The following is a 25,128-nucleotide window of genomic DNA, read 5'->3' as shown; positions in this document are numbered from 1 at the left end:
CTTGGTTCATATCAGTTTGGCCATCAGCGGATTGCTCGATCAACAGATCGTATTGCGCGCTGGCGGCTTGTATTGGGTCTCGGTCGATCAGCCGGCGGACGCAAGGTTGCTGGCTCGCCAATTTCTGGAAGCCATCCCCGAGCACGTTCCTGCAACGCTGATTGCTGGTGCCGGTTCGGTGCAGAGCATCATCAGTGAGCTGGCTCCTGATCGCGGCCCGGACAAACTCAAGTTGTTCGAAATCGAGAAGCGGGTTATCGATCGCGGACTGGCGACGTTGACCCGTGATCTTGGCCGTGCGGGCATTGCCCCCTCAAGCCCGATACTGCTGATTTTGCCTTCAAGCAGTTGGCCTGAAACCATCAAGGCCTCACAGTTGAAACGCTGGTGTGAGCGTGTGATTGCCTGGCTGCAAGCGCACGACGCAACGTTATTGCTGATCACCCACGGCGAAGCTGCACTGCTGCACAAACAGTTGCTGCAAATAAATCAGACCCTGTCCGGTTTAAGCCATCTGTATCGCTATAACGGTGATCTGCGCTACCAGTTAAATTTCTGGCACAACGATCTGGGCGTCAGTGCGGGCCAGGAGTTCAAGCTTTCGGTGCAGGACAATGCCCTGAGCGTGATCCCGCAGTCCGAGGTCTATACCCAGCCACGGGTGGCCGACGATCAGCACGTGTACCTCGCCGAGCGCACCGTACTGGAAGGTGCACCGTCGATGTCCAAGCACTGGTATCTGTTCGAGAACCGCGAAGCGTTGCTCGCAGCGGTCCAGACAGCCCGTGCTGCCACGGTCATCGTGGGTATCGACAACAGCTACCAGTTACTGGAATTGGCCCAGCAACTGCACGATATGCGTGAGCAATGCGGCCCTGATCTGAAGATCGTGGTGCGGGAAATGGAACCCTCGGTGCGCTACCGCGATGAACGTTTGTTGCTGGCGTGCGGGGCTAACTTGATTGTGCCTGACGGCACCCTGCTGTCACGGTTCCTGAGCATGCTCGAAAGCGTTCAGGGCCAGCGCTGGCAATACACCCAGAATATCGACTTTGCGACACTGCTTGAACGCCAGCGCCCGCCACAGATTCGCGGCCTGGTGAGCCCTCGCGTGTTCTACGAAACCATCGAGCAGATCTACGAGGATAGCTCGGGTGAGGTGACTCACCAGTTGATGAAGTTCCAACCGGTTCCCGGGCTAAGCGAAGAGCTGTTTCTGAACCAGATGTGCCTGCGCCGTTTCGGCGACATCGCGTGCTTGTTGGGCGATGAGTTGTACCTGTTTCTGTTTGCCTGCCGCGCCGACGGCCTGGACCCGGCACTGGGCAATATCTGCCGCCTGCCCTGGCGTGACATGTTCGTCCAGCGTCGCGTGCTGAGCGGGCTCTCCGATCTGCCTGAAGAGGCCTTTATGCAGGCGGATTCGGTGCCCTCGTATTTACATATCCCGATCGAGAACACGGTCTTGCAGGCAGCACCTGGCGTCAATGAACGAGCGCCACTAACCCCCAAAAGATTAACACTGCCTATCAGTGAGCACCGTCATGACGTTTCTTGAGCTGCTTGATGTCATCGCCCTGACCTGCGTGGTGACCATATTGCTGACGCTGTTTTGGCAGCGCATCCGGATGTACCTGAAAAGTCATTTCGAGCAGTACCTGTCGCCTCGCTACTTGAAATCACGCGGCGTTCGACGTCGCGCACCTGCCAGTCCTGCTCAGAGAACGCCCGATGAGTCTGTATAAATCCGATGCCGCGGCACAAAAAATTGCCGGGGCATGGCGCGGCCTGGGGGCCTGGAACCTGTATTTTCTGGCCAAGTTCCTGCTGGCCTGGACAGGCCATCTTAATTTTCAGGTATTGCCCAACCTGATCTTTGCTGTGGTCCTGCTGATTCCCATTACCCACCCGATACTGCGCCGTGTACGTACGCTGGTTGCCATTCCGGTGGCTGTGGCGCTCTTTTACCAGGACACCTGGTTCCCGCCGTTCAGCCGCCTGCTGGCACAGCCCGGCGTTCTGGACTTTTCTTTCGTCTACATCGTCGAGTTGCTGGGACGCTTTATCGACTGGCAAGTGTGCGCCATGTTGTTGTTGCTGATCGTCGGTTATATCTTCCTCAGCCAGTGGCTACGCCTGACCACCTTCACCCTGCTGGGTTTTGCCTGGTTGGGCATGGGTAACCTGCAATGGCTGCTGCCACCTGCTGCCGCGCCGCAAATGGCAGGCACTCAGGCGCCAACCGGGCAAACCGGCAGTACGGGCGAGCCCGACGACGCAACGCTCAATGGTTATCTGGACAAGTTTTATCTCAGCGAGTCGACGCGCAAGGTCGAATTCAAGGAGCCTGCGGTCAAGCCGCAGCCGTTCGACCTGCTGGTAATCAATATTTGCTCCATGGCCTGGGACGACCTGGAGGCTGTGGGGTTGCGTGACAACTCGCTGTTCAGCCAGATGGACGTGATTTTCGACAACTTCAACTCGGCTACCGCCTACAGCGGCCCGGCGGCGATTCGTGTGTTGCGCGCCAGTTGCGGTCAGACCTCCCATGCGCAGCTGTACAAACCACCGGCAGATCAGTGCCTGTTGTTCGATGACTTGCGCAAGCTTGGCTTCTCCAATGAGCTGATGCTTAACCACACCGGGGCATTCGACGGCTTCCTCCAGGAAGTTCGCGAACAAGGCCAGCTTCCGCCTGCGGCACTGGGTGTGGTGCCGGCAGGCTTGCCACGGACCTACGTCGGTTTTGATGGCTCGCCGATCTGGCGCGACCGCGATGTGCTGAGCAAGTGGTGGCAACACCGCCTGGCCGAAGACACACCGAGCATGGCGCTGTTCTACAACACCACCAGCCTGCACGACGGCAACCGCCAGGTGCAGTCCGATGGCGGCACCCAACCGGCTGACTACAGCAGCCGTGCACAGATCCTGCTCGATGACCTCAATGCGTTCCTTAAAGAACTGCAAAAAAGCGGGCGCCGCGTCGTGGTAGCCATCGTGCCCGAGCACGGTGCGGCGCTGCATGGTGACCGGATGCAGATTGCCGGCATGCGCGAAATCCCGAGTGACTCCATCACGCATGTACCGGTGGGTATCAAGCTGATCAATATGGGCGACAACGCTCAAACCCAGCCGGTACACATCGGCGAACCAAGCAGCTACCTGGCCGTGGCGGAAATCATTGCGCGCCTGTATGCCGATCCGGCACTGGGTAACGGCCAGACCGTGGACTGGTCGAAACTGCTCACCGACCTGCCGCGAACCCCGAAAGTATCGGAAAACTCAGGGACAGTTGTGCTGGATTACAACGGCAAGCCCTATGTGCGAATCAAGGAGAATGGCGGATGGCTGCCCTACCCACAGCGGTTCAAATAAGCGCCGATATTCTGTCACGCAGACAGCGGGCCGATGACATCGCGCGCCTCAAATCGATGATGGAGTTGCACGCACTGGAATATGTCGACGTGTCGGCCCATATGGAGCTGTTGCAGGCTTTCGAACGGTGGCCGTTGCTGGCCTACCTGGAGGCGCAGTACCAACTGCCCGTTGACCTGCAAAAACACAAGGAGCCAAGCCCATGATTGCCATGAGTTTGCGTGGCGTTCGTGGTGGCGTGGGCACCAGTTCGACACTGGCGGCTCTGGGTTATGCACTGCATGAACTGGGGCAGAAAGTCCTGTTGGTAGACATGTGCCCGGAGAACTCCCTCGGCCTGCATTTCAACCTCAACCTGGCCCCGCGCGAAGGCTGGGCCAGGGCGACGCTGGATCAACAGCCGTGGCATGAACACGCCTGGAGTGTCGAGCCCGGCCTCTGTGTGCTGCCTTATGGGCAGGTGCAGCCGGCCGAATACACCCGCCTGGATGCCCTGCTGCTTGAGCAGCCGCAACTCTGGAGCCAGCGTCAGGCCGCGCTGGCGGATGCGTTTGACTGGGTGCTGTTCGATCTGCCGCAGCGTTTGCCAGGGCACGCGGCCAACCCCCACTGCGATATTGCAGTGATGGTGCTCAATGCCGATGCCGCCTGCCACGTGCTGTTGCAGCCGCTACTGGCGAAAAAGCCGTTGTTTCTGGTTAACCGTTTCGATGCCGCTAGCCAGTTACAGCGCGATCTGGTGCTGATCTGGCAACATCGCTATACCCAATCGCTGGTACCCCTGAGCCTGCATGCGGACGAAGCGATGGGTGAAGCCCTGGCCAGAAGCGAGCCTGCCGGTCGCTATGCACCTGGCAGCCTGATTGCCCACGACATTATCAGCCTGGCCAGTTGGTGCCTGCTGCGTGGCCGGAGGCCTGCATGATATCGCGCTGGTTTCCCTATACACGCTTGCGTCGTGAGCAAAACTGCACCCGCTTTACTGCCTTCACCATGGCGCTGATTCAAGCCCTGGGCTGGGTTTTCCTGCGCCTTGAGTCACCCAACTGGAAAGCCCTGCGTGCACAACAGTGGCGCCTGTACCCGCATCTGGCCAACAAGCGCTCCACCATTGGCGACCCGCTGCGCTACATCGTGCAAACCTTGTGGCTGCTGGTAGTGCGAACCCCCAATCTGGATCAGATCGGGCGCAAGCGTACCCGACGTCGTGTTGGCGCGTATGTGTCGGCCGTACTCAATATTGTGCAACGGCCATGGAACCTGCTGTCCAACTCCTTTGAGCATTTACCCGCGGCCCTCAGCCCGCAAGTGAGCAAAGGCTCGCACTGGTGGAGCACCATGCGCTGGCCAACGCGCAAGGTGCTTTACATCGCCCTGGGTACACTGGCAGTGGCGTTGATCGTGCTGTGCATCACCGAACCCTTCGGTTACCTGGCGCAACTGGTGTTTGTGATACTGCTGTGGGTACTGGCAATGCTGGTGCGACGCATGCCGGGGCGCTTTCCTACCCTGTTGCTGATCGTGCTGTCGATCATTGTTTCGTGCCGTTATCTGTGGTGGCGCTATACCTCGACCCTGAACTGGAACGACAACCTGGATCTGGTGTGTGGCTTGATCCTGCTGATCGCCGAAACCTACTCCTGGCTGATTTTGCTGCTGGGCTATGTGCAGACCTCCTGGCCACTGAACCGTCAACCGGCGCAACTGCCACCCGATACCGATGAATGGCCGGTGGTGGATCTGTTGATTCCGACCTACAACGAAGAGTTGTCGGTGACCCGGGGCACGGTTTACGCGGCTCTCGGGCTGGACTGGCCGAAAGACAAATTGCGTATCCATTTGCTCGATGACGGCAACCGTCCAAGCTTCAAGACGTTCGCTGAAGAAGTAGGCATCAATTACATTGCCCGTACCGACAACCGCCACGCCAAGGCTGGCAACCTCAACCATGCCCTGACGTTGATCGATGGCGATCTGGTGGCGATTTTCGACTGCGACCACATGCCCGCCCGCTCCTTCCTGCAATTGACCGTGGGCTGGTTTCTGCGTGATCCGAGCCTGGCACTGGTGCAAACCCCGCACCACTTTCTCTCGCCGGATCCGTTCGAGCGCAACCTGGGTACATTCCGCAATCGCCCCAACGAAGGCGAGCTGTTTTACGGCTTGATCCAGGACGGTAACGACATGTGGAACGCCGCGTTCTTTTGCGGCTCTTGCGCCATCGTCCGGCGTACCGCAATCGACTCCATTGGTGGCTTTGCGGTCGAAACCGTGACCGAGGATGCCCACACTGCCCTGCGTCTGCATCGTAATGGCTGGACCTCGGCCTATCTGCGCATCCCCCAGGCTGCCGGCCTGGCGACCGAAAGCCTGTCGGCGCATATCGGTCAGCGTATCCGTTGGGCGCGAGGCATGGTGCAGATTTTCCGTACCGACAACCCGTTGCTGGGTAAGGGCCTGACGATCTTCCAGCGCATCTGCTACACCAACGCCATGATGCACTTTCTGGTGGGCTTGCCGCGGCTGGTGTTCCTTACTGCCCCGCTGGCCTTTTTGTTGCTGCACGCCTACATCATCTATGCCCCGGCCGTGATGATTCTGCTCTACGTGTTGCCGCACATGATCCACGCCAGCCTGACCAACTCGCGAATGCAAGGCGCGTATCGCCAGACATTCTGGGGGGAGGTCTACGAAACGGTACTGGCCTGGTACATCGCTCGGCCCACCACCGTGGCCTTGTTCAGCCCGTCGCGGGGCAAGTTCAACGTCACCGCCAAGGGCGGCATGATGGAAGAAAACCAGTTTGACTGGCAGACAGCCAAGCCATACCTGGTGCTGTCGCTGCTCAACGTGTTGGGTCTGGGGTTTGCCGTCTGGCGCCTGTTTACCGGGCCCAAGGATGAGATTTTCACCGTGCTGGTCAGTGTGCTGTGGGTGGTTTACAACCTGCTGATCATCGGTGCCGCGGTAGCCGTTGCAGCTGAAGTGCGTCAGGTGCGTCACACCCACCGCGTGCTCACACGTTTGCCAGGCGCGATCAGGTTGGCCGACGGCCACAGCTATCCCTGTGAGCTGGTGGACTACTCGGACGGCGGTGTCGGCCTGCAACTCAGCCAGCCGCAACAACTGCCTGTCGGTACACCGGTGTCGCTGATTCTTCAGCGCGGCAACCGAGAGTTTGTGTTCACCGGCATGCTGACTCGCTCCCATGATTTGTTTATGGGCTTGAGCTTTGCCCAGTTGCCGCCCGAACAAAAAATTGCGTTCGTGCAGTGCACCTTTGGCCGCGCCGATGCATGGCTCGATCACAACAGCGGATTTGAAGCCGACAAGCCGATCCAGAGTCTCAAAGAGATTCTCGCCCTTGGTGTTAAGGGCTACTACCGCCTCTACGAATACATGCCAGCCTGGCTACGCCTGATGGCACGACCTTTTTTACGCGTTTTCCAGTGGCTGGGCAGCTTTTTGCCGCGCATGCCAAAAGCGCCCACCCCCTTATCTTCCGGCCAGTGAGCAGATCATGAGTCGCATAACTAAAAAAGTAATCTTCGCCAGCCTCGCGCTGATGACCTTCGCCTCACAGCTGATGTCGGCCCCCTTGCCTTTACCCGGCAATTCATCTGTATCCACTGCACTGCCAAAACCACCGGCCGAGCACACGGACCAGGTGTTGCCAAGTTGGCCGGTGACCTACACCTTTGAGCAACTGGGGCGCGCTTCCGACACCCTATTGCTGGGTATCAACAGCGCCGAGCAAGTGGAGTTCGGCCTGCGTCGCGACCGAATCGCCAGTGATGCCAGCCTGCAACTGGAATACACGCCCTCGCCTGCGCTGATCCCGACGCTGTCGCATATCCGGGTTTACCTCAACGACGTGCTGATGGGCGTGCTGCCGATCGAGAAAGACCAGCTGGGGCGCAAAACCTCGCAGAAAATGGCTCTTGATCCACGACTGATTTCGGACTTTAACCGGGTACGCCTGGAGTTTATCGGTCACTACACCGATATCTGCGAAGATCCGGCCAACAACACCTTGTGGGTCAATATCAGCCGTGGCAGCGGCATCGTTCTGCAAGAACAGGCCTTGAGCCTGCAAAATGACCTGGCGTTCTTCCCGCTGCCGTTCTTCGATCCACGCAACAACGGCCCGCTGGAGCTGCCGTTTGTGTTCGCCGCCAACCCAACGCTTGGCGAGCAAAAAGCGGCAACCATCCTGGCGTCATACTTCGGTAGCCAGTCCAACTGGCGCGGAGCAAATTTCCCTGTGTTGTTCGACACCCTGCCCAAGGTGCCTAACAAGGATGCAATCCAGCCAACAGTCGTGTTCGCCACCAACGATCACCGACCTGCATTCATGAGTGATCTGGAAAAATTCCCGGCCGTTACGGCACCTGTGGTCGAGATGATTGACCACCCGGATGCGCCTTACAGCAAGATTTTGCTGGTCATGGGCCGCAACGAGGAAGACCTGGCAACAGCCGCCAAGGCGCTCGCGCTGGGTGGTAACCTGCTGCGTGGCTCACGCGTGACCATCGATAAGGTCCAGGAGCTGCAACCGCGTAAACCTTATGACGCCCCGGCCTGGATGCGTACCGACCGGCCCGTGCGCTTTGCCGAGCTGATCTCCTATCCGCAGCAGCTGCAAGTCAGCGGGCTGCAACCACGGCCTATCACCCTGGATGTGAACCTGCCGCCCGACCTTTTTGTGTGGCGCAACCAGGGTATTCCGCTGCGCACGCAATACCGCTACACCGCGCCATCGGCCAATGATGATTCGCGCCTTAACATCAGCCTCAACGACCAGTTCATCACCAGCCTGCCGTTGCTGCGCAAAGACACCAGCAACCTTGAAGAGCTGCGCCTGGCAGTGCTGTCCAATGACACGGCCAACGTCAACGACAAGTTGATCGTACCTTCGCTGAAAATTGGCGACCGCAACCGCCTGCGTTTCGACTTCAACTTCGCCAGCACCATGGGCAGCGCCCAGCGTGATCGCTGCCAGACCATCCTCCCGGCCAACACCCAGGCGATCATCGACGAAGACTCGACGATCGACATGTCCGGCTATCACCACTACATCAGCATGCCGGACCTCAAGGCATTCGCACGTAGCGGCTTCCCGTTCAGCCGCATGGCCGATATGTCGGAATCCATCGTGGTGGTGCCGAGCAAAACCACGCCGACCCAAATCAGCACCCTGCTGGAAGCCGTGGCCAGCATCTCCGCCCGCTCCGGCTACCCGGCCTTTGGCGTGCGCTTGAGCAATGACTGGCAAGCCGCATCCAAGGAAGATGCCGACCTGCTGTTGTTGGGCGAAATGGCCCCCGATATGCGCGACAACCCGGACTTGACCCTGTTGTTGCAGCGCCAGCGCGACATGTTGGTACAGCCTTACGGCACTTCCGGCATCGATGCCAGTAATCGCCGCGGCCCCTCAACTGACGGTCGCAACATGCCGGCCAACCGGGTCGAAGTGACAGCACAAGCACCGATTGCGGCAATTCTGGGCATGCAGTCGCCGTCTCACAACCAGCGCAGTATCGTGGCACTGCTGGGCAATGACGATGCCGACTACAGCCTGCTGCGCGAGGCCTTGGGCGACAGCGGCAAGATGGACGCCGTTGCGGGCTCGGTGGCCTTGATCCGCAGCAGTGGGGTTTACAGCCAACTGGTCGGTGACCAGTACTTCGTCGGCAACCTGCCGTGGTATCTGCTGCTGTGGTATCAGCTGTCTGAACACCCGGTGTTGCTGGCAGTACTGGCGGTGATCAGCGTGGTGCTCAGTGCATTCCTGTTGTGGCGTGCCCTCAGCTGGGCGGCCAACCGCCGCCTGCACAAGGATGACTGAAGCCATGCAACGATTGGCGGCACTCGCCCTGACTCTGACCCTAGGCTGCGCTCCTCTGGTGGCGAGTGCAGCATCCTGTAACTGGCCCGCCTGGGACAGTTACAAAAAAGCCATGATGAGCAACGATGGACGCATCATTGATGGCTCCTCGGAGCAGATGATCACCACCTCCGAGGGCCAAAGTTACGGGCTGTTTTTCGCCCTGCTCGGCAACGACAGGAAAAGCTTCGCCAGCATTCTCAACTGGAGCCGTAATAATCTGGCCAGCGGCAGCCTTGAGGACCATTTGCCGGCGTGGCAATGGGGGCGTGCCAAAAACGGCAAGTGGCAAATCCTGGACACTAACAATGCCAGTGATGCCGATCTGTGGATCGCCTATAGCTTGCTTGAAGCAGGACGCCTGTGGCAGTGGCCGCAGTACGTGGCGCTGGGGCAAAACATGCTCTGGCGCACTGCCGCGCAAAGTCTGCGCAAGATGCCCGGCCTGGGCCTGATGCTGTTGCCGGGGGATGTCGGTTTTGACAGCCCCCAAGGCTGGCGCCTGAACCCCAGCTATTTGCCGCCACAACTGCTGGCACGGTTTGCCCGCATCTCTCCGGTCTGGGCGGAATTGGCGCGTAATCAACAGCGCATGCTGATCGAAGGCTCACCCAAGGGTTTTGCGCCTGACTGGCTGTTGTGGAAGGCCGGTGGCGGCTGGGCTCCCGACCCCAAGGACGGCTCGCTCGGGGACTACGATGCAATTCGGGTCTATTTGTGGGTCGGCATGCTGGCTCAGGACGCGGCCAACCGCCAAACCCTGCAACAGCACTTTGCGCCCATGGCCAGCCTCACCCAGACCCTGGGTTATGTGCCAGAAAGCGTTAATGCCCTGACTGGCAAGTACACCGGCAAGGCCCCAGTGGGGTTTTCTGCTGCAATGCTGCCACTGCTGGCCAGTCTCGATTCCCCTGCGCTGGCAGTACAACAGGCACATGTACAACAGCAACCGCCTGCGGCCGATGCTTATTACAACCAGTCACTGCTGATGTTTGGCCAAGGCTGGGATGAACAACGCTATCGCTTTGACAAGGATGGACAGCTTTTACCAGCGTGGGCCAACACATGCCAAAAATAACAACATGGGCGCTTCTGTTCAGCGGGTTGTCCTCTGCCGCCATTGCCCAACCGAACACCGTGCAGGAACAGCAGCAGTGGCTACTGGAGCAGGTGCGGATCGGCGAAGCGATGTACCGCGAAGACCTGGTGCGTGACTCACTGGCGCGGTTGCAACTGATCGCACCGAACAACCCGCAAGCGCTGATGGCTTCGATTCGCCAGGCCTTGCTGGACAAGAATCCTGAACTGGCCAACCAGCGTCTGGCCAAGTTGCAAAGCATTGCCCCAAACTCTGCGGCGCTACGTCAAGCGCAGAGCCTGATGAAGCTGCAAGACCCGCAAAGCCAGAAGGACTTGCAACAGGCACGGCTGTACGCCGCTGCCGGCCGACCGGATGAAGCGGCGGCGATTTTCGAAAAGCTGTTCGGCAATGACCCGCCGGATTTCGCCACGGCCCTGGAATACCTGCGCATCCGCAGCAACATCCCGGGCCAGCACCCCAAGGTCATCGAGCAGTTGCAGGTCCTGGACAAACAGTACCCCGGCAACGTCGGTCTGCGCCAAACCCTGGCCGACCTGCTGTTTCGGGAAAACCGCGCCCCCGAAGCCCTGGCCGTATTGCAACAACTGTCCACCGATCCGCTGGCCAGTAACGCGGCGGCCGAGCGCGAATACATCTACCTCAATACATTGCCCGTCAATGGCTCTACGGCCCGGGCCTGGCAATCGTTTGTCGGCCGTTACCCGTCCTCGCCACTGATCGGCGAAGCCAGTAAAAACCTGCAACAGCAGCAGCATTTGCTCGGCGACCCGGCCTGGATTGCCGGGGCACAAGGCAAGCAGATGATCGATCAGTCGCGCAACCCGGTTGCAGCTGAAGGCCTGTTGCGCCGTGCCCTCAAGCAATACCCCGAAGATCCGACCCTTTATGGCGCGCTGGGCATGGCCCTGTTTCGCCAGGGCCGCTATGCAGAGTCGAGTGCCAACTTCGCCACGGCGCGGACCAAGGATCAGGACACCTCCAATATCAGCAAGTGGCAGGACCTGATGGATGCCAGCCGCTACCGCATGCTGCTCAGCCAGGGCGACAAGGCCCTGGAGCAGAATAACCTTGCAGTGGCGCGCAAAGCCTATACCCAGGCGCGCAAGGCCAAGGCCAGCGATGCCGACCCGGTGATCGGGCTGGCAAACATTGCCCTCGCCGAACACAACGACATCCAGGCCGAAGCCTTGCTGTTGCAGGCCCGACGCCTGGAGCCCGGCAATGGCGGTGCCGTCCGTGCTCTGGTGCGCTTGTACAGCGCGCAGTCACCACAAAAAGCCAAGGATTTTCTCAATAGCCTGCCACCTTCCAGTCAAAAGGACTTCGCCGGGCTGCGCCAGAGCATGGCGCTGGACGAACTGAACCAGCAAGCCGACGCGGCGGCGGCACGCAAGGACTGGCCGCAAGTCGTGGCGTTGCTCAGCAAGATTCGTGAGCTGACCCCCGATGAACCTTGGCTGACTTACCGCCTGGCAAACGCCCAGCGTGAAATCAACCAACCGGGTGCGGCAGATGACAGCTTCAAGCAACTGATTCGCCGTCAGGGGCAAAACCCCGAAGCACTGTATGCCTATGCGCTTTACCTGTCGGGTACCGATCGTGATGCCAGTGCCTTGAGCGTGCTGGAGCAACTGCCCAAGACGCAGTGGACCGACTCCATGCGTGAACTGGACACCCGCTTGCAACGCAACGTACTGGTGGCCCGCGCCGATAGCCTGCGGGCTGCCGGACAAGAGCCGCAGGCCATTGCCCTGCTGATGAAGAACCCGGATAACGACGACCTGATGACGGTCGCCGGTTGGGCCCAGGAGCGTGGAGATTTTACCCAGGCGCAAAATCTCTATGCCCAGGTGTTGAGAAAGCAACCTGGCAATACTGATGCACGACTGGGGCAAATCGAAACCCTGATTGCCAGTCAGCAACTGCCCCCTGCCCGCCAGCAGCTGGCACAGTTCCAGCCCGCACCAGGGACTGTGCTGACTCCTTCGCAACAACGTCGTGTGGCCAATGCCTGGGTCGCCGTGGGCGAGCCCGACAAGGCCCAGGCCATTTATGCCCAGTTACTCAAGTCACCCCAGGCCGACCCTCTGATGTACCGCGATGCGGCACGGCTGATAGCGGTCAAGCAACCGCAACAGGCGCTGGACTACTACGCCAAAAGCATGGCCGCAGCGGGCTTGCTTGCACCTGAGCAGGCTAACCCACGTGACAATCGCGCCATGACCATGGCCAGTCGCGAAAAGGACGATGACCAATGGCTGGCCAGTAGCCTGCGCAGTGATGTGGATGAACTGTACCAGCGGCAAAACCCTACGGTTCACCTGTACACCGATTACGGCTGGCGTTCGGACAAAGCCTCTGCCGGTACTTCCGATACCGACACGCGCACCACCATCCTGCAGCTGGACCTGCCGATTGCCGATGGCACCGGGTTTGTCCGGGCCGAACAGCTGAGTATGGACGCGGGTCAATTCAAGGCCGATCCGGACGGCCTCGTTCGTGAGAATTACGGCACCTGTGCGGTGGCGGTCAATCGCAAGGGCACCAGTGGCCCGAACTTCTCGGGTTGCGATGACCGTACTCAATCGGCTAACGGCACCATGATGGCGGCCGGTTGGAAAAACGAGGTCTGGAACGTCGATATCGGCCGCACTCCGGATACCTTCAAAGTACCCAATTGGCTGGGAGGCGTAGCCTACAGCAGCAAGATTGCTTCAGTGGGCTGGACTCTGACCGGTTCGCGTCGCCCATTGAGCAACTCAATCCTGTCTTATGCCGGTGCAACCGATCCCAATACCGGCGTCACCTGGGGCGGCGTGACCTCGAACGGTCTGACCCTGAGCCTGAGCCACGACGAAGGTGGCGTGGACGGTGTCTGGGCCAGCCTGGGGCAGCACTGGTTACGCGGCAAGAATGTCGAAGACAACCACAAGAGCACAGCCATGGCGGGTTATTACTATCGCTTGGTCGAACGCGCCGACGAGCGTATGCGCACCGGCCTGACGCTGATGTACTGGGGTTATGACAAGGACTTGAGCGAGTACACCCTGGGCCAGGGCGGTTATTACAGCCCGCAGAAGTACTACTCGATTGGCGTACCGCTGAACTACGCATTCCGCACCCCGAACTGGTCGGTGTCACTGGAAAGCTCGGTGAGTTGGTCGTATTCCAAAAGCGATGCCAACGACCTGTACCCGCTCAGCGGGCTGAATGACAAGATCCTGCAGGTGGTGGATCAGGAAGGCTACAAGCTGGCCGACCCCCTGGGACAAACTTCGGGCGGCAGCAGCACAGGCATTGGCTATCGTTTACAAGGGCTGGTGGAGCGCAGGCTGACGGACAACCTGGTGCTGGGAGGCGGCTTGCTCTATCAGCACAGTGAAAGCTACGCCCCAAGCCGGGCGATGCTTTATCTGCGCTATACCTTCGATACTTGGCAAGGCAACTTGCCGATGCCGGTGCAACCGTTGATACCTTATGCCGACTTCAGATAACGGCGCCTGATTGTAGCCGCTGCCGAAGAACGAAGGCTGCGATAAGGGGCGAAGACCCACCCTTCCCGGCCCATCGCAGCCTTTGTTCCTCGGCAGCGGCTACATTGGCGGTTAGCGCTTGACCGGCGTACGCATGGTCACGAACTCTTCGGCAGCCGTCGGGTGAACACCGATGGTTTCGTCGAAATGCTGCTTGGTCGCGCCTGCTTTCAGGGCAATCGCCAACCCCTGCACGATCTCACCGGCTTGCGGGCCAACCATGTGGCAACCCAGCACCTTATCGGTTTGCGCATCGACCACCAGCTTCATCAGCGTACGCTCCTGGCACTCAGTGAGCGTCAGTTTCATCGGCCGAAAGCTGCTCTCGAAAATCTGCACCTTGTGCCCCGCTTCAATTGCCTGTTCTTCGCTCAGGCCCACGGTGCCGATGTTGGGCAGGCTGAACACCGCTGTCGGGATCATCCGGTAATCCACCGCACGGTATTGCTCAGGCTTGAACAGTCGACGTGCAACCGCCATGCCTTCTGCCAGCGCCACCGGTGTCAATTGTACGCGGCCGATAACATCACCAATGGCCAGAATCGACGGTTCGGCACTCTGGTACAGATCGTCCACTTCGACAAAACCGCGCTTGTCGAGTTTGACCTCGGTGTTCTCCAGGCCCAGGTTGTCGAGCATCGGGCGACGGCCAGTGGCGTAAAACACGCAATCGGCAATCAGCTCGCGCCCGTCTTTAAGCGTGGCCTTGAGGCTGCCATCGGCCTGCTTGTCGATACGCTCAATATCGGCATTGAACTGCACGTCCATACCGCGACGGGTCAGTTCTTCATGCAAATGCTTGCGCACTGCTCCATCAAAACCGCGCAGGAACATGTCGCCGCGATACAGCAAGGAGGTTTCGGCCCCCAAGCCGTGGAAAATCCCGGCAAACTCAACCGCGATATAGCCACCGCCCACCACCAGCACACGCTTGGGCAGCTCCTTGAGGAAAAACGCCTCGTTGGAACTGATTGCGTGCTCATGGCCCGGGATTTCAGGGATTTGCGGCCAGCCACCGGTTGCGATCAGGATATGTTTGGCAGTGTGGCGCTGACCGTTGATTTCCACCTCATTAGGCCCGGTCAGTTTCGCGTGGCCTTCGATCAAGGTCACGCCACTGTTGACCAGCAGGTTGCGGTAAATGCCGTTCAGGCGATTGATCTCGCGATCCTTGTTGGCGATCAGGGTTGCCCAGTCAAAGTTGGCTTCGCCAAGCGTCCAGCCAAAGCCTGAGGCCTGCTCGAAGTCATCCGCAAAATGCGCACCGTAGACCAGCAGTTTCTTGGGGACGCAGCCAACGTTGACGCACGTCCCGCCCAAGTAGCGGCTTTCGGCCACAGCAACTTTTGCACCGAAACCTGCAGCAAAACGCGCAGCACGCACGCCACCAGAACCCGCACCAATTACAAACAAATCAAATTCGTAGGCCATTTCTCTCTCCTAGGCAGGCCATCAGCATAATCACTCCAGCGCGATTGACCAGCGCGGGAGGTTGCCGAAGGCAAAAAAACGAAAAAGCCACCCGAGGGTGGCTTTGTCTTGAAGCTCTCTACAACACCGCGCTTTTAGTAAGCCTTGCCGGTTTTGTAGAAGTTTTCGAAGCAGAAGTTGGTTGCTTCGATGTAGCCTTCAGCGCCACCGCAGTCAAAACGTTGGCCTTTGAATTTGTACGCGATCACGCAACCGTTCTGTGCCTGTTTCATCAGGGCGTCGGTAATCTGGATTTCGCCGCCTTTGCCCGGTTCGGTCTGTTTGATCAGGTCGAAGATGTCCGGGGTCAGAATGTAACGGCCAATGATGGCCAGGTTCGACGGTGCGTCTTCCGGTGCCGGTTTTTCAACCATGTTGCGCACGCGGTACAGATCATCGCCGATCATTTCGCCAGCGATCACGCCGTACTTGTTGGTCTCTGCCGGATCAACTTCCTGGATCGCAATGATGGTGCAGCGGTACTGGTTGTACAGCTTAACCATTTGCGTCAGAACGCCGTCGCCTTCCAGGTTGACGCACAAGTCGTCCGCCAGTACTACGGCAAAGGGTTCGTCACCGATCAGTGGGCGGCCGGTCAGAATTGCGTGACCCAGACCTTTCATTTCGGTTTGACGGGTGTAAGAGAACGAACATTCGCTCAGCAGACGACGGATACCGACCAGGTACTTTTCTTTATCAGTACCCTTGATCTGGTTTTCCAGCTCGTAGCTGATGTCGAAGTGGTCTTCCAGTGCGCGTTTGCCACGTCCTGTCACGATGGAAATTTCAGTCAAGCCAGCATCCAGTGCTTCTTCAACCCCGTACTGGATCAGTGGCTTGTTCACCACCGGCAGCATTTCTTTAGGCATGGCCTTGGTCGCTGGCAAAAAGCGAGTGCCGTAGCCGGCTGCTGGGAACAAGCATTTCTTGATCATATGAGTCCTTAAAAGGGCTGTGTGTTCCAAATTTGGCGCAGTCTAATCAGGCGGCATCGACGTTACAATGCCTCTCGATAGCAAACTGATGCCAACGTAGATAAATATTTAGGGCATTAGTTCCATTGCTATTGTTGCGGGTTGTTCCCCAGCGGGTGTTCCAACCAATAAAACCGCACGCCTGCCCGCTTGTAAATACCTGCTCACATACTGGCAACACCCGTAATGCCCTTGCGCTATCATCACGCAATTCATGCAGCTAACAAGGCAGTTCTTAGATGTCCGCACCCATCAGCGTCAACGGTTACGAAATCAAACCCAACGAAACGGGCGAATGGTGCGTGTTTGACGCATCCGGCGAAAACATTGCAGGTCCATTCAACACGCAGGAAGCGGCCATTGAGGTGGCTTCGGTGCTTCAGGACCAGCCTGCGCCACCAGCCCGTCGGCGCAACAAGAAAAACTAACCCTACTTTCGTGATGACAACACTTCGATGAAAAAAATTCTGACCTTGCTCGCTCTGGTTTCACTAGGCGGTTGTGCAACAGCGTCCAATACCTACCTTGCCGACGGCAAACAAGGACTGAGCATAGACTGCTCGGGCGAGGCCATGTCGTGGGCCAAGTGCTACGAAAAGGCGGACGCCTCTTGCGCCGGTACGGGATACAACATCGTCGGCAGAAATGGTTCGCCTGCGATCAGGGAAGACGACAAGACCTTGGGCGTCGATGTGGGTAATTTCAACAGCCGAAATATTGTGGTTACGTGCAAATAGGGTTTGTTGACGGATGCCGCTAAAGCGCAAGGCTTCAGCGGCATTAGCGGTTATTGGACGCCTTGTCCGATCAGCACGCCATTCACGGTCTGGCCGTAGACGTTTACCCCGTCATTGGCATGGTACTTGAGCCGGGTTTTTTCCACTGATCCCTCGACCAAGCGTGGGTCCTGTGGCCGTTCATGGGTGTTTACATACGCCGCTACATCCCACGCCTGCTCGTCACTCAAACTGTTGGGCTTGCCCAGCGGCATGTTGTGTTTGATAAACGAGGCCGCCGTATTGATCCTGTGCATGCCAGCTCCCCAGTTGTAGGACTCTTTGCCCCATAGCGGCGGCATTACGTAATCATCGCCAGCCTTTTGCCCTTGTCCGTTGTCGCCATGACAAATCGCGCACTGATCCTTGTACACAGCCGCACCACGCACCAGGTTGTAGCCACCTTTAGGCTCTGACACATCGGGGTAGCCGCGACCAGGCAGCTCAACACCTACAGGAGCCTTGGTCGACAGCCAGTAGGCATATGTCGAGAGAGCTGTAATTTCCCTGCTATCGGCCGCCGGAGGCTTGCCACCGTTCATGCTGAATTGAAAGCAGCCTTGCAGGCGTTCGGCAAAAGTATTGACCTTGTCGTTCTTCTTTCGATACGCCGGGTACATGGGGTAAGCGCCCCAGAGCGGCGCCGAGTTGGCCAGCCGGCCCTGATCCAGATGGCAGTTGGTGCAGTTAAGCCCGTTGCCAACGAACTGTGGCGCCTGACGCTTGGTATCGACAAACAGGGCATAACCGTCCATGACCATTTTGCCGTAGGCGTTGTCCGGCAGTTCGCTCTGTTGCGGCGGCTGAAAGTAGGTGATGTGTTCGGCAGGCACAGGAACTTTGATCTGCGACTGATCCTCCATCGCAATGGTCGCCGCCCCCACTCCCGGGCTCAGGAGAATCGAAAATGCGCAGACGGGCATCAGGATTTTCATGGCGTGACCTCCTTGTGACCCACAGTGGCGAAATAGTCGGCAACCGCCTTGATTTCATCCTCGGTCATGGCCTTGGCGATATGGCCCATCAGGTCATTTGGATCGTTTTTACGCGTGCCATCGCGCCAGGCATTCAACTGCGCAGTCAGGTACAACGCAGGCTGATTGGCCAGTGGCGGGAAAGCGCTCCCCACGCCAACCCCGCCAGGCCCATGACAGCTGACGCACTCGGGGATCTGGCGATCCCAGGCGCCACGCAAGGCCAGTGTCTCACCCAGGCTGGCGGGCATGCGACTGCGGTTGATGGCGGGTACTGCAGGAGCCGGCATAGCGGCGATAGTGCCTGTCACGGAAGTGATTTCCTGGTCCGTCAATGCCTTGGCCAAGGGTTGCATCACGGGGCTGACCCGCTTGCCACTTTGAAAATCATGTAGCTGCTTGCTCAGGTAATCGGCAGAAATACCGGCTAATCGCGGAAAACCGGCTGGCGCCAGTCCCATGCCATCTGCACCGTGGCAAGCCACGCAGGCGGTTGCGCCCGGCTGGGCTCCGCCCTGCAAGTAGATGTTGGGTTGCGCCTGAACGTTGCTGAAAACAAGCAACATTACGCTGCTCAATAGCGTTCGGTTAAGTGGAATCATGACCAGCTCCATTATTGTTATATGCTTAGGCCTATAAAATATAAGCATATGGAGCGTAGGAGAATTCCTACAAGGTCACAACACTGCTTTTAGCCTGTTTACAATGAAGTCGCGAAAAAAAACCTGACGCGGCGCAAGGCAGTCGTCAGGTTCGGGGCAGTTACGGATGAGCTGAAGCGGCGCTTCAATCAACCGGAAATGCAGTGTGTTGCCGCTTTGCGAATGTCTCCCGGACGCACCGGCACATTGGACATGCTTTCGTAGACCTTGATACTGCTGCCGCCGGAGCGCTCTTCAATATCGATGACTGCCGTTGGATTGGAAGTCAGCTTTTGCGGAACAATGATCCGGAACCCTTCTTTATGCGGTTCGATCTGGGGTGCCTTGCGCGTGATGGACAGCTGCTGCACCAGGCATTGTGCGTAGGCGTCCGGCTTCTTGCCCGAAATCACATTCAGCGTGGGCAGCGTCTGTTCTATGTCTGTGACAGATGCACAGCCACCCAAAACCAGCATCGCCGCTAATACGCCCCACTTCATATACATTCTCCGTTAAAGACCCTACGACCGCAGAAACTCAGAATTTCTCCCGGGTCATAGTGAATAAATACTCAATAGTGGCGGATTATCCACGTTTTACGTCAAACTCACCCGCATCACGGCATAATACTCGGCTTTAGCCCCCTGACGGGGCTCGAGCACATGCTATCGTGCTGATTTTTCAGCAGATTCCACCTTTTTGGAGCACCCATGAAATTTATTCACCAGCGCGAGCACCTTAACGAAGACGATATTGTCGTCATCGAGTGCTCCCAACCCTGCAATATTCGCCTGATGAGCGATGCACACTTTCGCAGCTTCAAAAATGGTGGCCGTCACTCCTACCATGGCGGTGCTTTCAAGGATTTCCCGGCTCGCATCACTGCGCCGAGCACCGGTTTCTGGAATATCACCATTGATACCGTCACCACCCGCGCCATCAGCGTAACCCGCAAGCCGAGCTTCCAGCCGACCATTAAAATCGTACGTCGCTCCAGCTCCAAACTCCGCTAAGCCCAAGGCAGGAATTACAGTGCAAACTACCAAGTACGTGATCAAGTACAAGCTCAATGACGAACGCCGTTTTGAGTTTGCTCAGCTTCAGTCAGGCTCGGAAGAAGAAGCTCGCGCAGCACTTGAGAAGCTCCACAACGATGCAGACGATGTAATCACCGACATCAAGGCGAGCAAGGCGCTCTAAGCCCCATGTCTCTGGATCTGTTTGCCGAGCAGGATTTGCAGCAGCCCGCCCGGGTCGAGCGCATCGGCGATCAGGCGTATGTGCTTCGCGGCTTCGCCTTGCCCGCACTCACCCAACTGCTGGCGGCCCTTGATGGCGTGTTGCGCCAATCGCCCTTGCGGCAGATGCAGACGCCTGGCGGCTTTACCATGTCCGCCCGCTTGAGCAGTTGCGGCGATCTGGGCTGGGCTAGCGACCGCGACGGTTATCGTTACAGCCCTGTCGATCCGTTAAGCGCCCAGCCCTGGCCAGCCCTGCCTGCAGCCTTTCTCACACTGGCGCGAACGGCAGCCGAAGCGGCAGGGTTCAATGGTTTTGTACCTGATGCTTGCCTGATCAATTCCTACGCTCCAGGCGCCAAAATGTCGTTGCACCAAGACAAGAATGAGCGCTCCTTTACGGCGCCCATCGTGTCAATTTCTCTGGGCCTGCCCGCGACCTTTCAGTTTGGCGGGTTCCAACGAAGCGCAACGACACAGCGTATTTCGCTGTTCCACGGTGACATTGTGGTCTGGGGTGGCGTTGACCGCTTGCGCTATCACGGCGTGCTGCCGATCAAGCCAGGGCACCATTCGTTGCTGGGCGAGCAGCGAATCAATATCACCCTGCGCCAGGCAGGGTGAACCGGATTTAACCCTTTACCCCCTCCCCGAGCCTTTGCGGGTTTACAAAGCGCTATAAATATTTATATATAGCGACTATCTTCCCAGCGCCCAACACAACTAAATACAGATGGGCCGCCCTCGCCTCTAAATGGAGTTTTGTCATGACCGCTCGTGCTCGCCCCTTTGTCCCATCCGTGCTCGCCATATTTATCGGGTGCAGTGCTTTCACTTCGGCCCAGGCAGATGAGGTGCAGGTCGCAGTAGCTGCCAACTTCACGGCGCCGATTCAGGCCATCGCCAGCGATTTTGAAAAAGACACCGGGCACAAGCTGATTGCGGCGTATGGCGCCACAGGCCAGTTCTATACCCAGATCAAGAACGGCGCGCCGTTTGAGGTTTTTTTGGCTGCGGATGACAGCACCCCCGAAAAGCTTGAAAAAGAAGGCGATATTGTTCCGGGCTCGCGCTTCACCTACGCCGTTGGCACCCTGGCGCTGTGGTCGGCCAAAGACGGCTACATCGATGGTACTGACAAGACGCTGATCGGCAATCAATACAAGCACCTGTCCATTGCCAACCCCAAAGCAGCGCCCTACGGCCTGGCGGCCACCCAAGTGCTGGCAAAGCTGGACCTGATAGACAAGGTCAAAAACAAGATCGTTGAAGGCCAGAACATCACCCAAGCCTATCAATTTGTTTCCACCGGCAACGCTGAACTGGGTTTTGTAGCCTTGTCACAGATCTACAAAGACGGCAAAGTCAGCAGCGGCTCCGCGTGGATTGTCCCGGAGGCGATGCATGACCCGATCCGGCAAGACGCGGTAATCCTTAAAAAAGGCGAGAACAACCCTGCCGCCAAGGCCCTGGCCGAGTACCTGAAAGGTCCAAAGGCCACTGCCATCATCAAATCCTATGGTTATCACCTGTAAATGCCGCTCACGAGTGCTGACTTTTCTGCGATTTGGCTGACCCTGCAACTGGCGTCATTGACTACCGTCATTTTGCTGATTGTCGGCACTCCCATTGCATTGTGGCTGGCGCATACCCGGTCGCGGTTGCGCGGCCCCATCGGCGCAATCGTGGCCCTGCCCCTGGTCTTGCCACCTACGGTTATCGGCTTCTATTTGCTGCTGACAATGGGGCCGCATGGCTATGTTGGCCAGTTCACCCAATTCCTCGGGCTTGGCACGCTGACCTTCAGTTTTGCCGGGCTGGTGATCGGTTCGGTGATCTACTCCATGCCCTTTGTCGTGCAGCCCTTGCAGAACGCATTCACGGCCATTGGCCCCAGACTGCTTGAGGTTGCTGCCACACTGCGGGCAAACCCGTGGGACACCTTTTTTAGCGTGATCCTGCCGCTGGCCCGGCCCGGGTTTATCACGGCCGCGATTTTGGGCTTTGCCCACACAGTCGGTGAGTTTGGGGTGGTGCTGATGATCGGCGGCAATATCCCGGAAAAAACCCGCGTGGTCTCGGTGCAGATTTACGATCACGTCGAGGCACTGGAATATGCTCAAGCGCACTGGCTGGCCGGGGCGATGGTAGTGTTTTCGTTTCTGGTGCTGCTGGCACTGTATTCGAGCCGCAAATCTCAAACCAGCTGGAGCTGAACATGACGTCGCAGATCAACCTTCGACTGCAGCACAGCTATCCAGGTTTTTCCCTGGATCTGGACTTGCAACTGCCCGGCAAGGGGGTGACCGCGCTCTTCGGTGATTCCGGCTCTGGCAAGACCACCTGTCTACGCTGCATTGCCGGTCTTGAACGCGCTACCCAGGCCTATGTGCAGATCAACGATGAAGTCTGGCAAGACAGCCAGCGAGATCACTTTGTCCCGGTGCACAAACGCGCACTGGGCTACATCTTTCAAGAGGCGAGCCTGTTTCCTCACCTCTCGGTACGGGCCAACCTGGAGTTCGGGCTCAAGCGTATTGCGCGCCATGAGCGCCGGGTTGATCTGGCCCACGCCACCGAGCTGCTGGGCATCACCCACCTGCTGGAGCGCGCACCGAATAACTTGTCGGGCGGCGAACGTCAGCGGGTCGGTATCGCCCGTGCATTGCTGACCAGTCCCAAACTGTTGCTGATGGACGAACCCCTGGCCGCGCTGGACAACCAGCGCAAACGCGAAATTCTGCCGTATCTCGAACGTCTGCACGCTGAGCTGGATATTCCGGTGCTCTACGTCAGCCACTCCCAGGATGAAGTTGCGCGCCTCGCCGACCATATTGTGTTGCTCAGGGAAGGCAAGGCACTTGCCAGCGGCCCTATCGGCGAAACCCTGGCCAGGCTCGACCTGCCTTTGGCACGGGGCGATGACGCTGGGGTGGTGATTGGCGGGCAGGTCTGCCATTACAACCTGCACTATCAGCTTCTGACGTTGCAACTGCCTGGTAGCACCCAGCAGTTGCGGGTCGCGCATGCATCGCTGGCTGTTGGCCAGACCCTGCGAGTCAAGGTCCAGGCCCGGGACATCAGCCTGAGCCTGGTGCCTGGCGAACACAGCAGCATTCTTAATTGCCTGCGGGTGACGGTGGTCAGCGAAACTGCCGCCGATAACCGGGCCCATGTGCTGGTGCGCCTGGATGCTGACGGCACCACCCTGTTGGCTCGAATCACCCGCTTCTCACGTGACCAGTTGCATCTGTACCCCGGGCAAGCACTTTGGGCCCAGATCAAGGCGGTGGCAGTGCTCGCCTGAAGCATTGGCCGCAAAGAACGACTGCAACACGGCATGCCTGCCTGGTCTGTGTAATTATTGCCGCCACAAGAAAGCACGCTTACGTGTGAGGTAATAATCAGGATGGATATTTTTCAGGCAATGCGGGTGTTTGTCCGCGTGGTCGAGACCGGCAGCTTTACCGCCGCGGCACAGGCGCTGGGTTATTCCACCGCACAGACGTCGCGGTTGTTGTCTGAGCTGGAATCCTCATTGCAAGCCCGCTTGCTGCAACGCAGTACTCGACGTTTGGCGCTGACCGAAGTGGGAGCGCGCTATCTGGAGCGCTGCCGAATGATTCTTGGGGAAATCGAGGACGCTAATGCCGAAGCTGCCGGTGCGCACCTGATCCCGCGTGGTCATTTACGCGTGCAGTCCACCACCGGGCTGGGCATCCAGTTGCTGGCACCACTGGTGGCCCGTTACACGGAGCTTTACCCGCAGGTCAACGTCGACTTGACCCTCTCGCAGCGCCAGCCAGACCTGCTTGAAGAAGGCCATGACGTGGTGATTACCCTGTCTGCCAACTTGCCGGACTCGGAATTGGTCGGCCAGCAACTGGGCAGCATCTTCAGCGTCATCAGTGCCGCGCCGTCGTACCTCAAGGGCCAGGGCATCCCGAAAACCCCCAACGAACTGCACGAGCACCGCTGCCTGCATCTTGTGGACCCGTTGTTTACCGACAGCTGGACCTTTCGCGATGATCAGGGCGAGCAAGTGATCCGCCCCGGCAACGTATTTCAGGTCAACGTGGCCGAAGCCATGGCGCAAGCGGCCGAGGCCGGGCTCGGGGTGTGCCTGCTACCCGACTACGTGGCGGTAGGTTCTTATCAGCGTGGTTCTTTGGTGCGCTTGCTGCCGCAGTATCGGCTGCATGAGAAAAGCATCTACGCGCTCTACCCTTCCCGGCGATTTCTGGATGCCAAGGTCAAAACCTGGGTCGAGTTTTTGAAGCAGGAAATACCCAAAGTACTGGAAGGACACCAGGCCATCGTCGATGACCCGGCACACTGGGCCTAAGTGACTTGGGTGGCCGCGCGCAGTTGCTCGCGCAAGGCAATGGCGGTGCGGTCAAATTGCAGGGGGGTGACCGAGATGCCGCCCTGGGTGACGACTTGGGTTTCGGTGTCGGCCGCTTCCGGGTGCTGGTGCCGAGTAATGCTCAGCCAGTAGTACTTGGCCTCGCGAAAATCGGTGCGTTCGATGGCGTCCACTCCCTCCATGCGCCCGGCGCCCTGACGGGTGATTTGTATTGGCCCGGCCTCTTCTGCCGGTACGTCCGGAAAGTTGATGTTCAGGCAGGCCGATTGCTCCCAGCCTTTACCCAGCAATTGACGAATCACCCCTGGGGCCAATGTGCGGGCAGTGTCCCAACGTACCGAGCTGCGACGGGTGAAATACTGGCTCAAGGCAATGGACGGAACGCCCATCAACAAGCCGGTCATGGCCGCGCCTACAGTGCCGGAATACAGCGTTTCAACCCCCAGATTGGCACCTTTGTTGATACCTGAGAGCAACAACTGCGGCGGCTGGTCCATCAACTGCTGCAACGCCATCGCGACACAGTCGGCAGGCGTCCCGGAAACCGAAAACCGCCGTTCACCGCGCTTGGTGACGTGCAACGGGTGGTGAATGCTGATGGCCGTGGAGATGCCGCTTTGGTCATGGTCCGGTGCCACTACCCAGACCTCATCCGCCAGCTCGTGTGCCACTGCCTCTAGCGCTTCAAGGCCGGGGGCATCAATGCCGTCGTCGTTAGTGATCAAAATCCGTTCGAGCCGAGCGCTGTGCATGGATGCATTCCTTGTGTTTGAAGGCCATCGTCAAATGCAG

24 protein-coding genes are annotated in these 25,128 nt (G+C 58.4%); 18 read left to right on the top strand and 6 right to left on the bottom strand.

Translation table 11 applies throughout. The features are described 5' to 3' along the window. Position 1: 1 nt before the first annotated feature. From bcsE to bcsC, 9 genes are read left to right on the top strand one after another with little or no spacing between them, the layout of a single operon-like run. Positions 2-1,558: a cellulose biosynthesis protein BcsE gene (gene bcsE, locus N7D90_RS11900; protein WP_261742342.1), complete on the top strand. Its 1,557-nt coding sequence runs from the start codon at positions 2-4 to the stop codon at positions 1,556-1,558. Further along, positions 1,545-1,745, top strand: a complete 201-nt coding sequence (bcsF, locus tag N7D90_RS11895; protein WP_261742341.1) for a cellulose biosynthesis protein BcsF — start codon at positions 1,545-1,547, stop codon at positions 1,743-1,745. Before bcsE ends, bcsF begins: the two co-directional genes overlap by 14 nt. Next, positions 1,732-3,375: a cellulose biosynthesis protein BcsG gene (gene bcsG, locus N7D90_RS11890; RefSeq protein ID WP_261742340.1), complete on the top strand. Its 1,644-nt coding sequence runs from the start codon at positions 1,732-1,734 to the stop codon at positions 3,373-3,375. The genes bcsF and bcsG overlap by 14 nt, the downstream gene beginning before the upstream one ends. Next, on the top strand, positions 3,345-3,581 hold the full coding sequence (bcsR, locus tag N7D90_RS11885) for a cellulose biosynthesis protein BcsR (RefSeq protein WP_261742339.1): 237 nt from the start codon (positions 3,345-3,347) through the stop codon (positions 3,579-3,581). Before bcsG ends, bcsR begins: the two co-directional genes overlap by 31 nt. Further along, the gene (gene bcsQ / locus N7D90_RS11880; protein ID WP_261742338.1) at positions 3,578-4,300 is read left to right on the top strand and encodes a cellulose biosynthesis protein BcsQ; all 723 of its coding nucleotides are present in this window, start codon (positions 3,578-3,580) and stop codon (positions 4,298-4,300) included. Before bcsR ends, bcsQ begins: the two co-directional genes overlap by 4 nt. Further along, the gene (gene bcsA, locus N7D90_RS11875; RefSeq protein ID WP_395246399.1) at positions 4,297-6,888 is read left to right on the top strand and encodes a UDP-forming cellulose synthase catalytic subunit; all 2,592 of its coding nucleotides are present in this window, start codon (positions 4,297-4,299) and stop codon (positions 6,886-6,888) included. Before bcsQ ends, bcsA begins: the two co-directional genes overlap by 4 nt. 7 nt (positions 6,889-6,895) lie before the next feature. Continuing rightward, a complete protein-coding gene (gene bcsB / locus N7D90_RS11870) occupies positions 6,896-9,223 on the top strand; it encodes a cellulose biosynthesis cyclic di-GMP-binding regulatory protein BcsB (protein WP_261742337.1) in 2,328 nt (775 codons plus the stop codon). Between the two features lie 4 nt (positions 9,224-9,227). Beyond that, positions 9,228-10,340: a cellulose synthase complex periplasmic endoglucanase BcsZ gene (gene bcsZ / locus N7D90_RS11865; protein ID WP_261742336.1), complete on the top strand. Its 1,113-nt coding sequence runs from the start codon at positions 9,228-9,230 to the stop codon at positions 10,338-10,340. Beyond that, complete coding sequence (bcsC, locus tag N7D90_RS11860; protein WP_261742335.1) at positions 10,328-13,858, top strand: cellulose synthase complex outer membrane protein BcsC; 3,531 nt, start codon at positions 10,328-10,330, stop codon at positions 13,856-13,858. Before bcsZ ends, bcsC begins: the two co-directional genes overlap by 13 nt. A 111-nt stretch (positions 13,859-13,969) precedes the next feature. Here bcsC and gorA read toward each other — a convergent pair whose 3' ends face one another. Together gorA and galU are read right to left on the bottom strand one after the other, a co-directional pair. Beyond that, positions 13,970-15,328: a glutathione-disulfide reductase gene (gene gorA / locus N7D90_RS11855; RefSeq protein ID WP_261742334.1), complete on the bottom strand. Its 1,359-nt coding sequence runs from the start codon at positions 15,326-15,328 to the stop codon at positions 13,970-13,972. Between the two features lie 134 nt (positions 15,329-15,462). After that, complete coding sequence (gene galU, locus N7D90_RS11850; RefSeq protein ID WP_095036572.1) at positions 15,463-16,302, bottom strand: UTP--glucose-1-phosphate uridylyltransferase GalU; 840 nt, start codon at positions 16,300-16,302, stop codon at positions 15,463-15,465. A gap of 278 nt (positions 16,303-16,580) precedes the next feature. Between galU and N7D90_RS11845 the strand changes: the two genes are divergently transcribed. Together N7D90_RS11845 and N7D90_RS11840 are read left to right on the top strand one after the other, a co-directional pair. Further along, on the top strand, positions 16,581-16,769 hold the full coding sequence (locus N7D90_RS11845) for a DUF2188 domain-containing protein (protein ID WP_261742333.1): 189 nt from the start codon (positions 16,581-16,583) through the stop codon (positions 16,767-16,769). A 27-nt stretch (positions 16,770-16,796) separates the two neighbouring features. Beyond that, positions 16,797-17,078, top strand: coding sequence for a hypothetical protein (locus N7D90_RS11840; protein WP_261742332.1), 282 nt, complete (start codon positions 16,797-16,799; stop codon positions 17,076-17,078). A 50-nt stretch (positions 17,079-17,128) separates the two neighbouring features. On the opposite strand, the gene N7D90_RS11835 is transcribed toward N7D90_RS11840, so the two are convergent. From N7D90_RS11835 to N7D90_RS11825, 3 genes are all read right to left on the bottom strand, one after another. Beyond that, on the bottom strand, positions 17,129-18,052 hold the full coding sequence (locus N7D90_RS11835) for a c-type cytochrome (RefSeq protein WP_261742331.1): 924 nt from the start codon (positions 18,050-18,052) through the stop codon (positions 17,129-17,131). Then, a complete protein-coding gene (locus N7D90_RS11830) occupies positions 18,049-18,693 on the bottom strand; it encodes a c-type cytochrome (RefSeq protein WP_261742330.1) in 645 nt (214 codons plus the stop codon). Before N7D90_RS11830 ends, N7D90_RS11835 begins: the two co-directional genes overlap by 4 nt. Positions 18,694-18,881: 188 nt before the next feature. After that, a complete protein-coding gene (locus N7D90_RS11825; RefSeq protein WP_261742329.1) occupies positions 18,882-19,232 on the bottom strand; it encodes a hypothetical protein in 351 nt (116 codons plus the stop codon). Between the two features lie 210 nt (positions 19,233-19,442). On the opposite strand from N7D90_RS11825, the gene N7D90_RS11820 reads away from it, so the two are divergent. The 7 genes from N7D90_RS11820 to N7D90_RS11790 all read left to right on the top strand — a co-directional run bounded on the left by N7D90_RS11820 (position 19,443) and on the right by N7D90_RS11790 (position 24,315). Continuing rightward, positions 19,443-19,745 carry a DUF1883 domain-containing protein gene (locus N7D90_RS11820; RefSeq protein WP_048361752.1) on the top strand — a complete coding sequence of 101 codons (303 nt, stop codon included), beginning with the start codon at positions 19,443-19,445 and terminating at the stop codon, positions 19,743-19,745. A 19-nt stretch (positions 19,746-19,764) separates the two neighbouring features. Next, a complete protein-coding gene (locus N7D90_RS11815) occupies positions 19,765-19,932 on the top strand; it encodes a hypothetical protein (protein ID WP_261742328.1) in 168 nt (55 codons plus the stop codon). A gap of 5 nt (positions 19,933-19,937) precedes the next feature. Further along, positions 19,938-20,594, top strand: coding sequence for a DNA oxidative demethylase AlkB (gene alkB, locus N7D90_RS11810; RefSeq protein WP_261742327.1), 657 nt, complete (start codon positions 19,938-19,940; stop codon positions 20,592-20,594). A 143-nt stretch (positions 20,595-20,737) separates the two neighbouring features. Beyond that, the gene (gene modA / locus N7D90_RS11805; protein WP_261742326.1) at positions 20,738-21,505 is read left to right on the top strand and encodes a molybdate ABC transporter substrate-binding protein; all 768 of its coding nucleotides are present in this window, start codon (positions 20,738-20,740) and stop codon (positions 21,503-21,505) included. Then, positions 21,506-22,186 (top strand): molybdate ABC transporter permease subunit, encoded by a 681-nt coding sequence (modB, locus tag N7D90_RS11800; protein ID WP_261742325.1) that lies wholly within the window; start codon positions 21,506-21,508, stop codon positions 22,184-22,186. Between the two features lie 2 nt (positions 22,187-22,188). After that, positions 22,189-23,277 carry a molybdenum ABC transporter ATP-binding protein gene (gene modC / locus N7D90_RS11795; protein WP_261742324.1) on the top strand — a complete coding sequence of 363 codons (1,089 nt, stop codon included), beginning with the start codon at positions 22,189-22,191 and terminating at the stop codon, positions 23,275-23,277. Between the two features lie 102 nt (positions 23,278-23,379). Next, on the top strand, positions 23,380-24,315 hold the full coding sequence (locus N7D90_RS11790) for a LysR family transcriptional regulator (protein ID WP_261742323.1): 936 nt from the start codon (positions 23,380-23,382) through the stop codon (positions 24,313-24,315). Here N7D90_RS11790 and surE read toward each other — a convergent pair. After that, complete coding sequence (gene surE, locus N7D90_RS11785) at positions 24,312-25,088, bottom strand: 5'/3'-nucleotidase SurE (protein WP_261742322.1); 777 nt, start codon at positions 25,086-25,088, stop codon at positions 24,312-24,314. The two genes, N7D90_RS11790 and surE, sit on opposite strands and share 4 nt — an antisense overlap. Positions 25,089-25,128 lie beyond the last annotated feature (40 nt).

The organism is Pseudomonas fragi (assembly GCF_025426255.1).
GTDB classification, from domain to species: domain Bacteria; phylum Pseudomonadota; class Gammaproteobacteria; order Pseudomonadales; family Pseudomonadaceae; genus Aquipseudomonas; species Aquipseudomonas kulmbachensis.
This window is presented reverse-complemented; position numbering and strand designations above follow the sequence as displayed.

What these genes read in the sequence shown, in the direction of transcription:
- bcsF (WP_261742341.1), top strand. Translation starts at nt 1,545, where the DNA reads ATGACGTTTCTTGAGCTGCTTGATGTCATCGCCCTGACCTGCGTGGTG.
- bcsG (WP_261742340.1), top strand. Translation starts at nt 1,732, where the DNA reads ATGAGTCTGTATAAATCCGATGCCGCGGCACAAAAAATTGCCGGGGCA.
- bcsR (WP_261742339.1), top strand. Translation starts at nt 3,345, where the DNA reads ATGGCTGCCCTACCCACAGCGGTTCAAATAAGCGCCGATATTCTGTCA.
- bcsQ (WP_261742338.1), top strand. Translation starts at nt 3,578, where the DNA reads ATGATTGCCATGAGTTTGCGTGGCGTTCGTGGTGGCGTGGGCACCAGT.
- bcsA (WP_395246399.1), top strand. Translation starts at nt 4,297, where the DNA reads ATGATATCGCGCTGGTTTCCCTATACACGCTTGCGTCGTGAGCAAAAC.
- bcsB (WP_261742337.1), top strand. Translation starts at nt 6,896, where the DNA reads ATGAGTCGCATAACTAAAAAAGTAATCTTCGCCAGCCTCGCGCTGATG.
- bcsZ (WP_261742336.1), top strand. Translation starts at nt 9,228, where the DNA reads ATGCAACGATTGGCGGCACTCGCCCTGACTCTGACCCTAGGCTGCGCT.
- bcsC (WP_261742335.1), top strand. Translation starts at nt 10,328, where the DNA reads ATGCCAAAAATAACAACATGGGCGCTTCTGTTCAGCGGGTTGTCCTCT.
- gorA (WP_261742334.1), bottom strand. Translation starts at nt 15,328, where the DNA reads ATGGCCTACGAATTTGATTTGTTTGTAATTGGTGCGGGTTCTGGTGGC.
- galU (WP_095036572.1), bottom strand. Translation starts at nt 16,302, where the DNA reads ATGATCAAGAAATGCTTGTTCCCAGCAGCCGGCTACGGCACTCGCTTT.
- N7D90_RS11845 (WP_261742333.1), top strand. Translation starts at nt 16,581, where the DNA reads ATGTCCGCACCCATCAGCGTCAACGGTTACGAAATCAAACCCAACGAA.
- N7D90_RS11840 (WP_261742332.1), top strand. Translation starts at nt 16,797, where the DNA reads ATGAAAAAAATTCTGACCTTGCTCGCTCTGGTTTCACTAGGCGGTTGT.
- N7D90_RS11835 (WP_261742331.1), bottom strand. Translation starts at nt 18,052, where the DNA reads ATGAAAATCCTGATGCCCGTCTGCGCATTTTCGATTCTCCTGAGCCCG.
- N7D90_RS11830 (WP_261742330.1), bottom strand. Translation starts at nt 18,693, where the DNA reads ATGATTCCACTTAACCGAACGCTATTGAGCAGCGTAATGTTGCTTGTT.
- N7D90_RS11825 (WP_261742329.1), bottom strand. Translation starts at nt 19,232, where the DNA reads ATGAAGTGGGGCGTATTAGCGGCGATGCTGGTTTTGGGTGGCTGTGCA.
- N7D90_RS11820 (WP_048361752.1), top strand. Translation starts at nt 19,443, where the DNA reads ATGAAATTTATTCACCAGCGCGAGCACCTTAACGAAGACGATATTGTC.
- alkB (WP_261742327.1), top strand. Translation starts at nt 19,938, where the DNA reads ATGTCTCTGGATCTGTTTGCCGAGCAGGATTTGCAGCAGCCCGCCCGG.
- modA (WP_261742326.1), top strand. Translation starts at nt 20,738, where the DNA reads ATGACCGCTCGTGCTCGCCCCTTTGTCCCATCCGTGCTCGCCATATTT.
- modB (WP_261742325.1), top strand. Translation starts at nt 21,506, where the DNA reads ATGCCGCTCACGAGTGCTGACTTTTCTGCGATTTGGCTGACCCTGCAA.
- modC (WP_261742324.1), top strand. Translation starts at nt 22,189, where the DNA reads ATGACGTCGCAGATCAACCTTCGACTGCAGCACAGCTATCCAGGTTTT.
- N7D90_RS11790 (WP_261742323.1), top strand. Translation starts at nt 23,380, where the DNA reads ATGGATATTTTTCAGGCAATGCGGGTGTTTGTCCGCGTGGTCGAGACC.
- surE (WP_261742322.1), bottom strand. Translation starts at nt 25,088, where the DNA reads ATGCACAGCGCTCGGCTCGAACGGATTTTGATCACTAACGACGACGGC.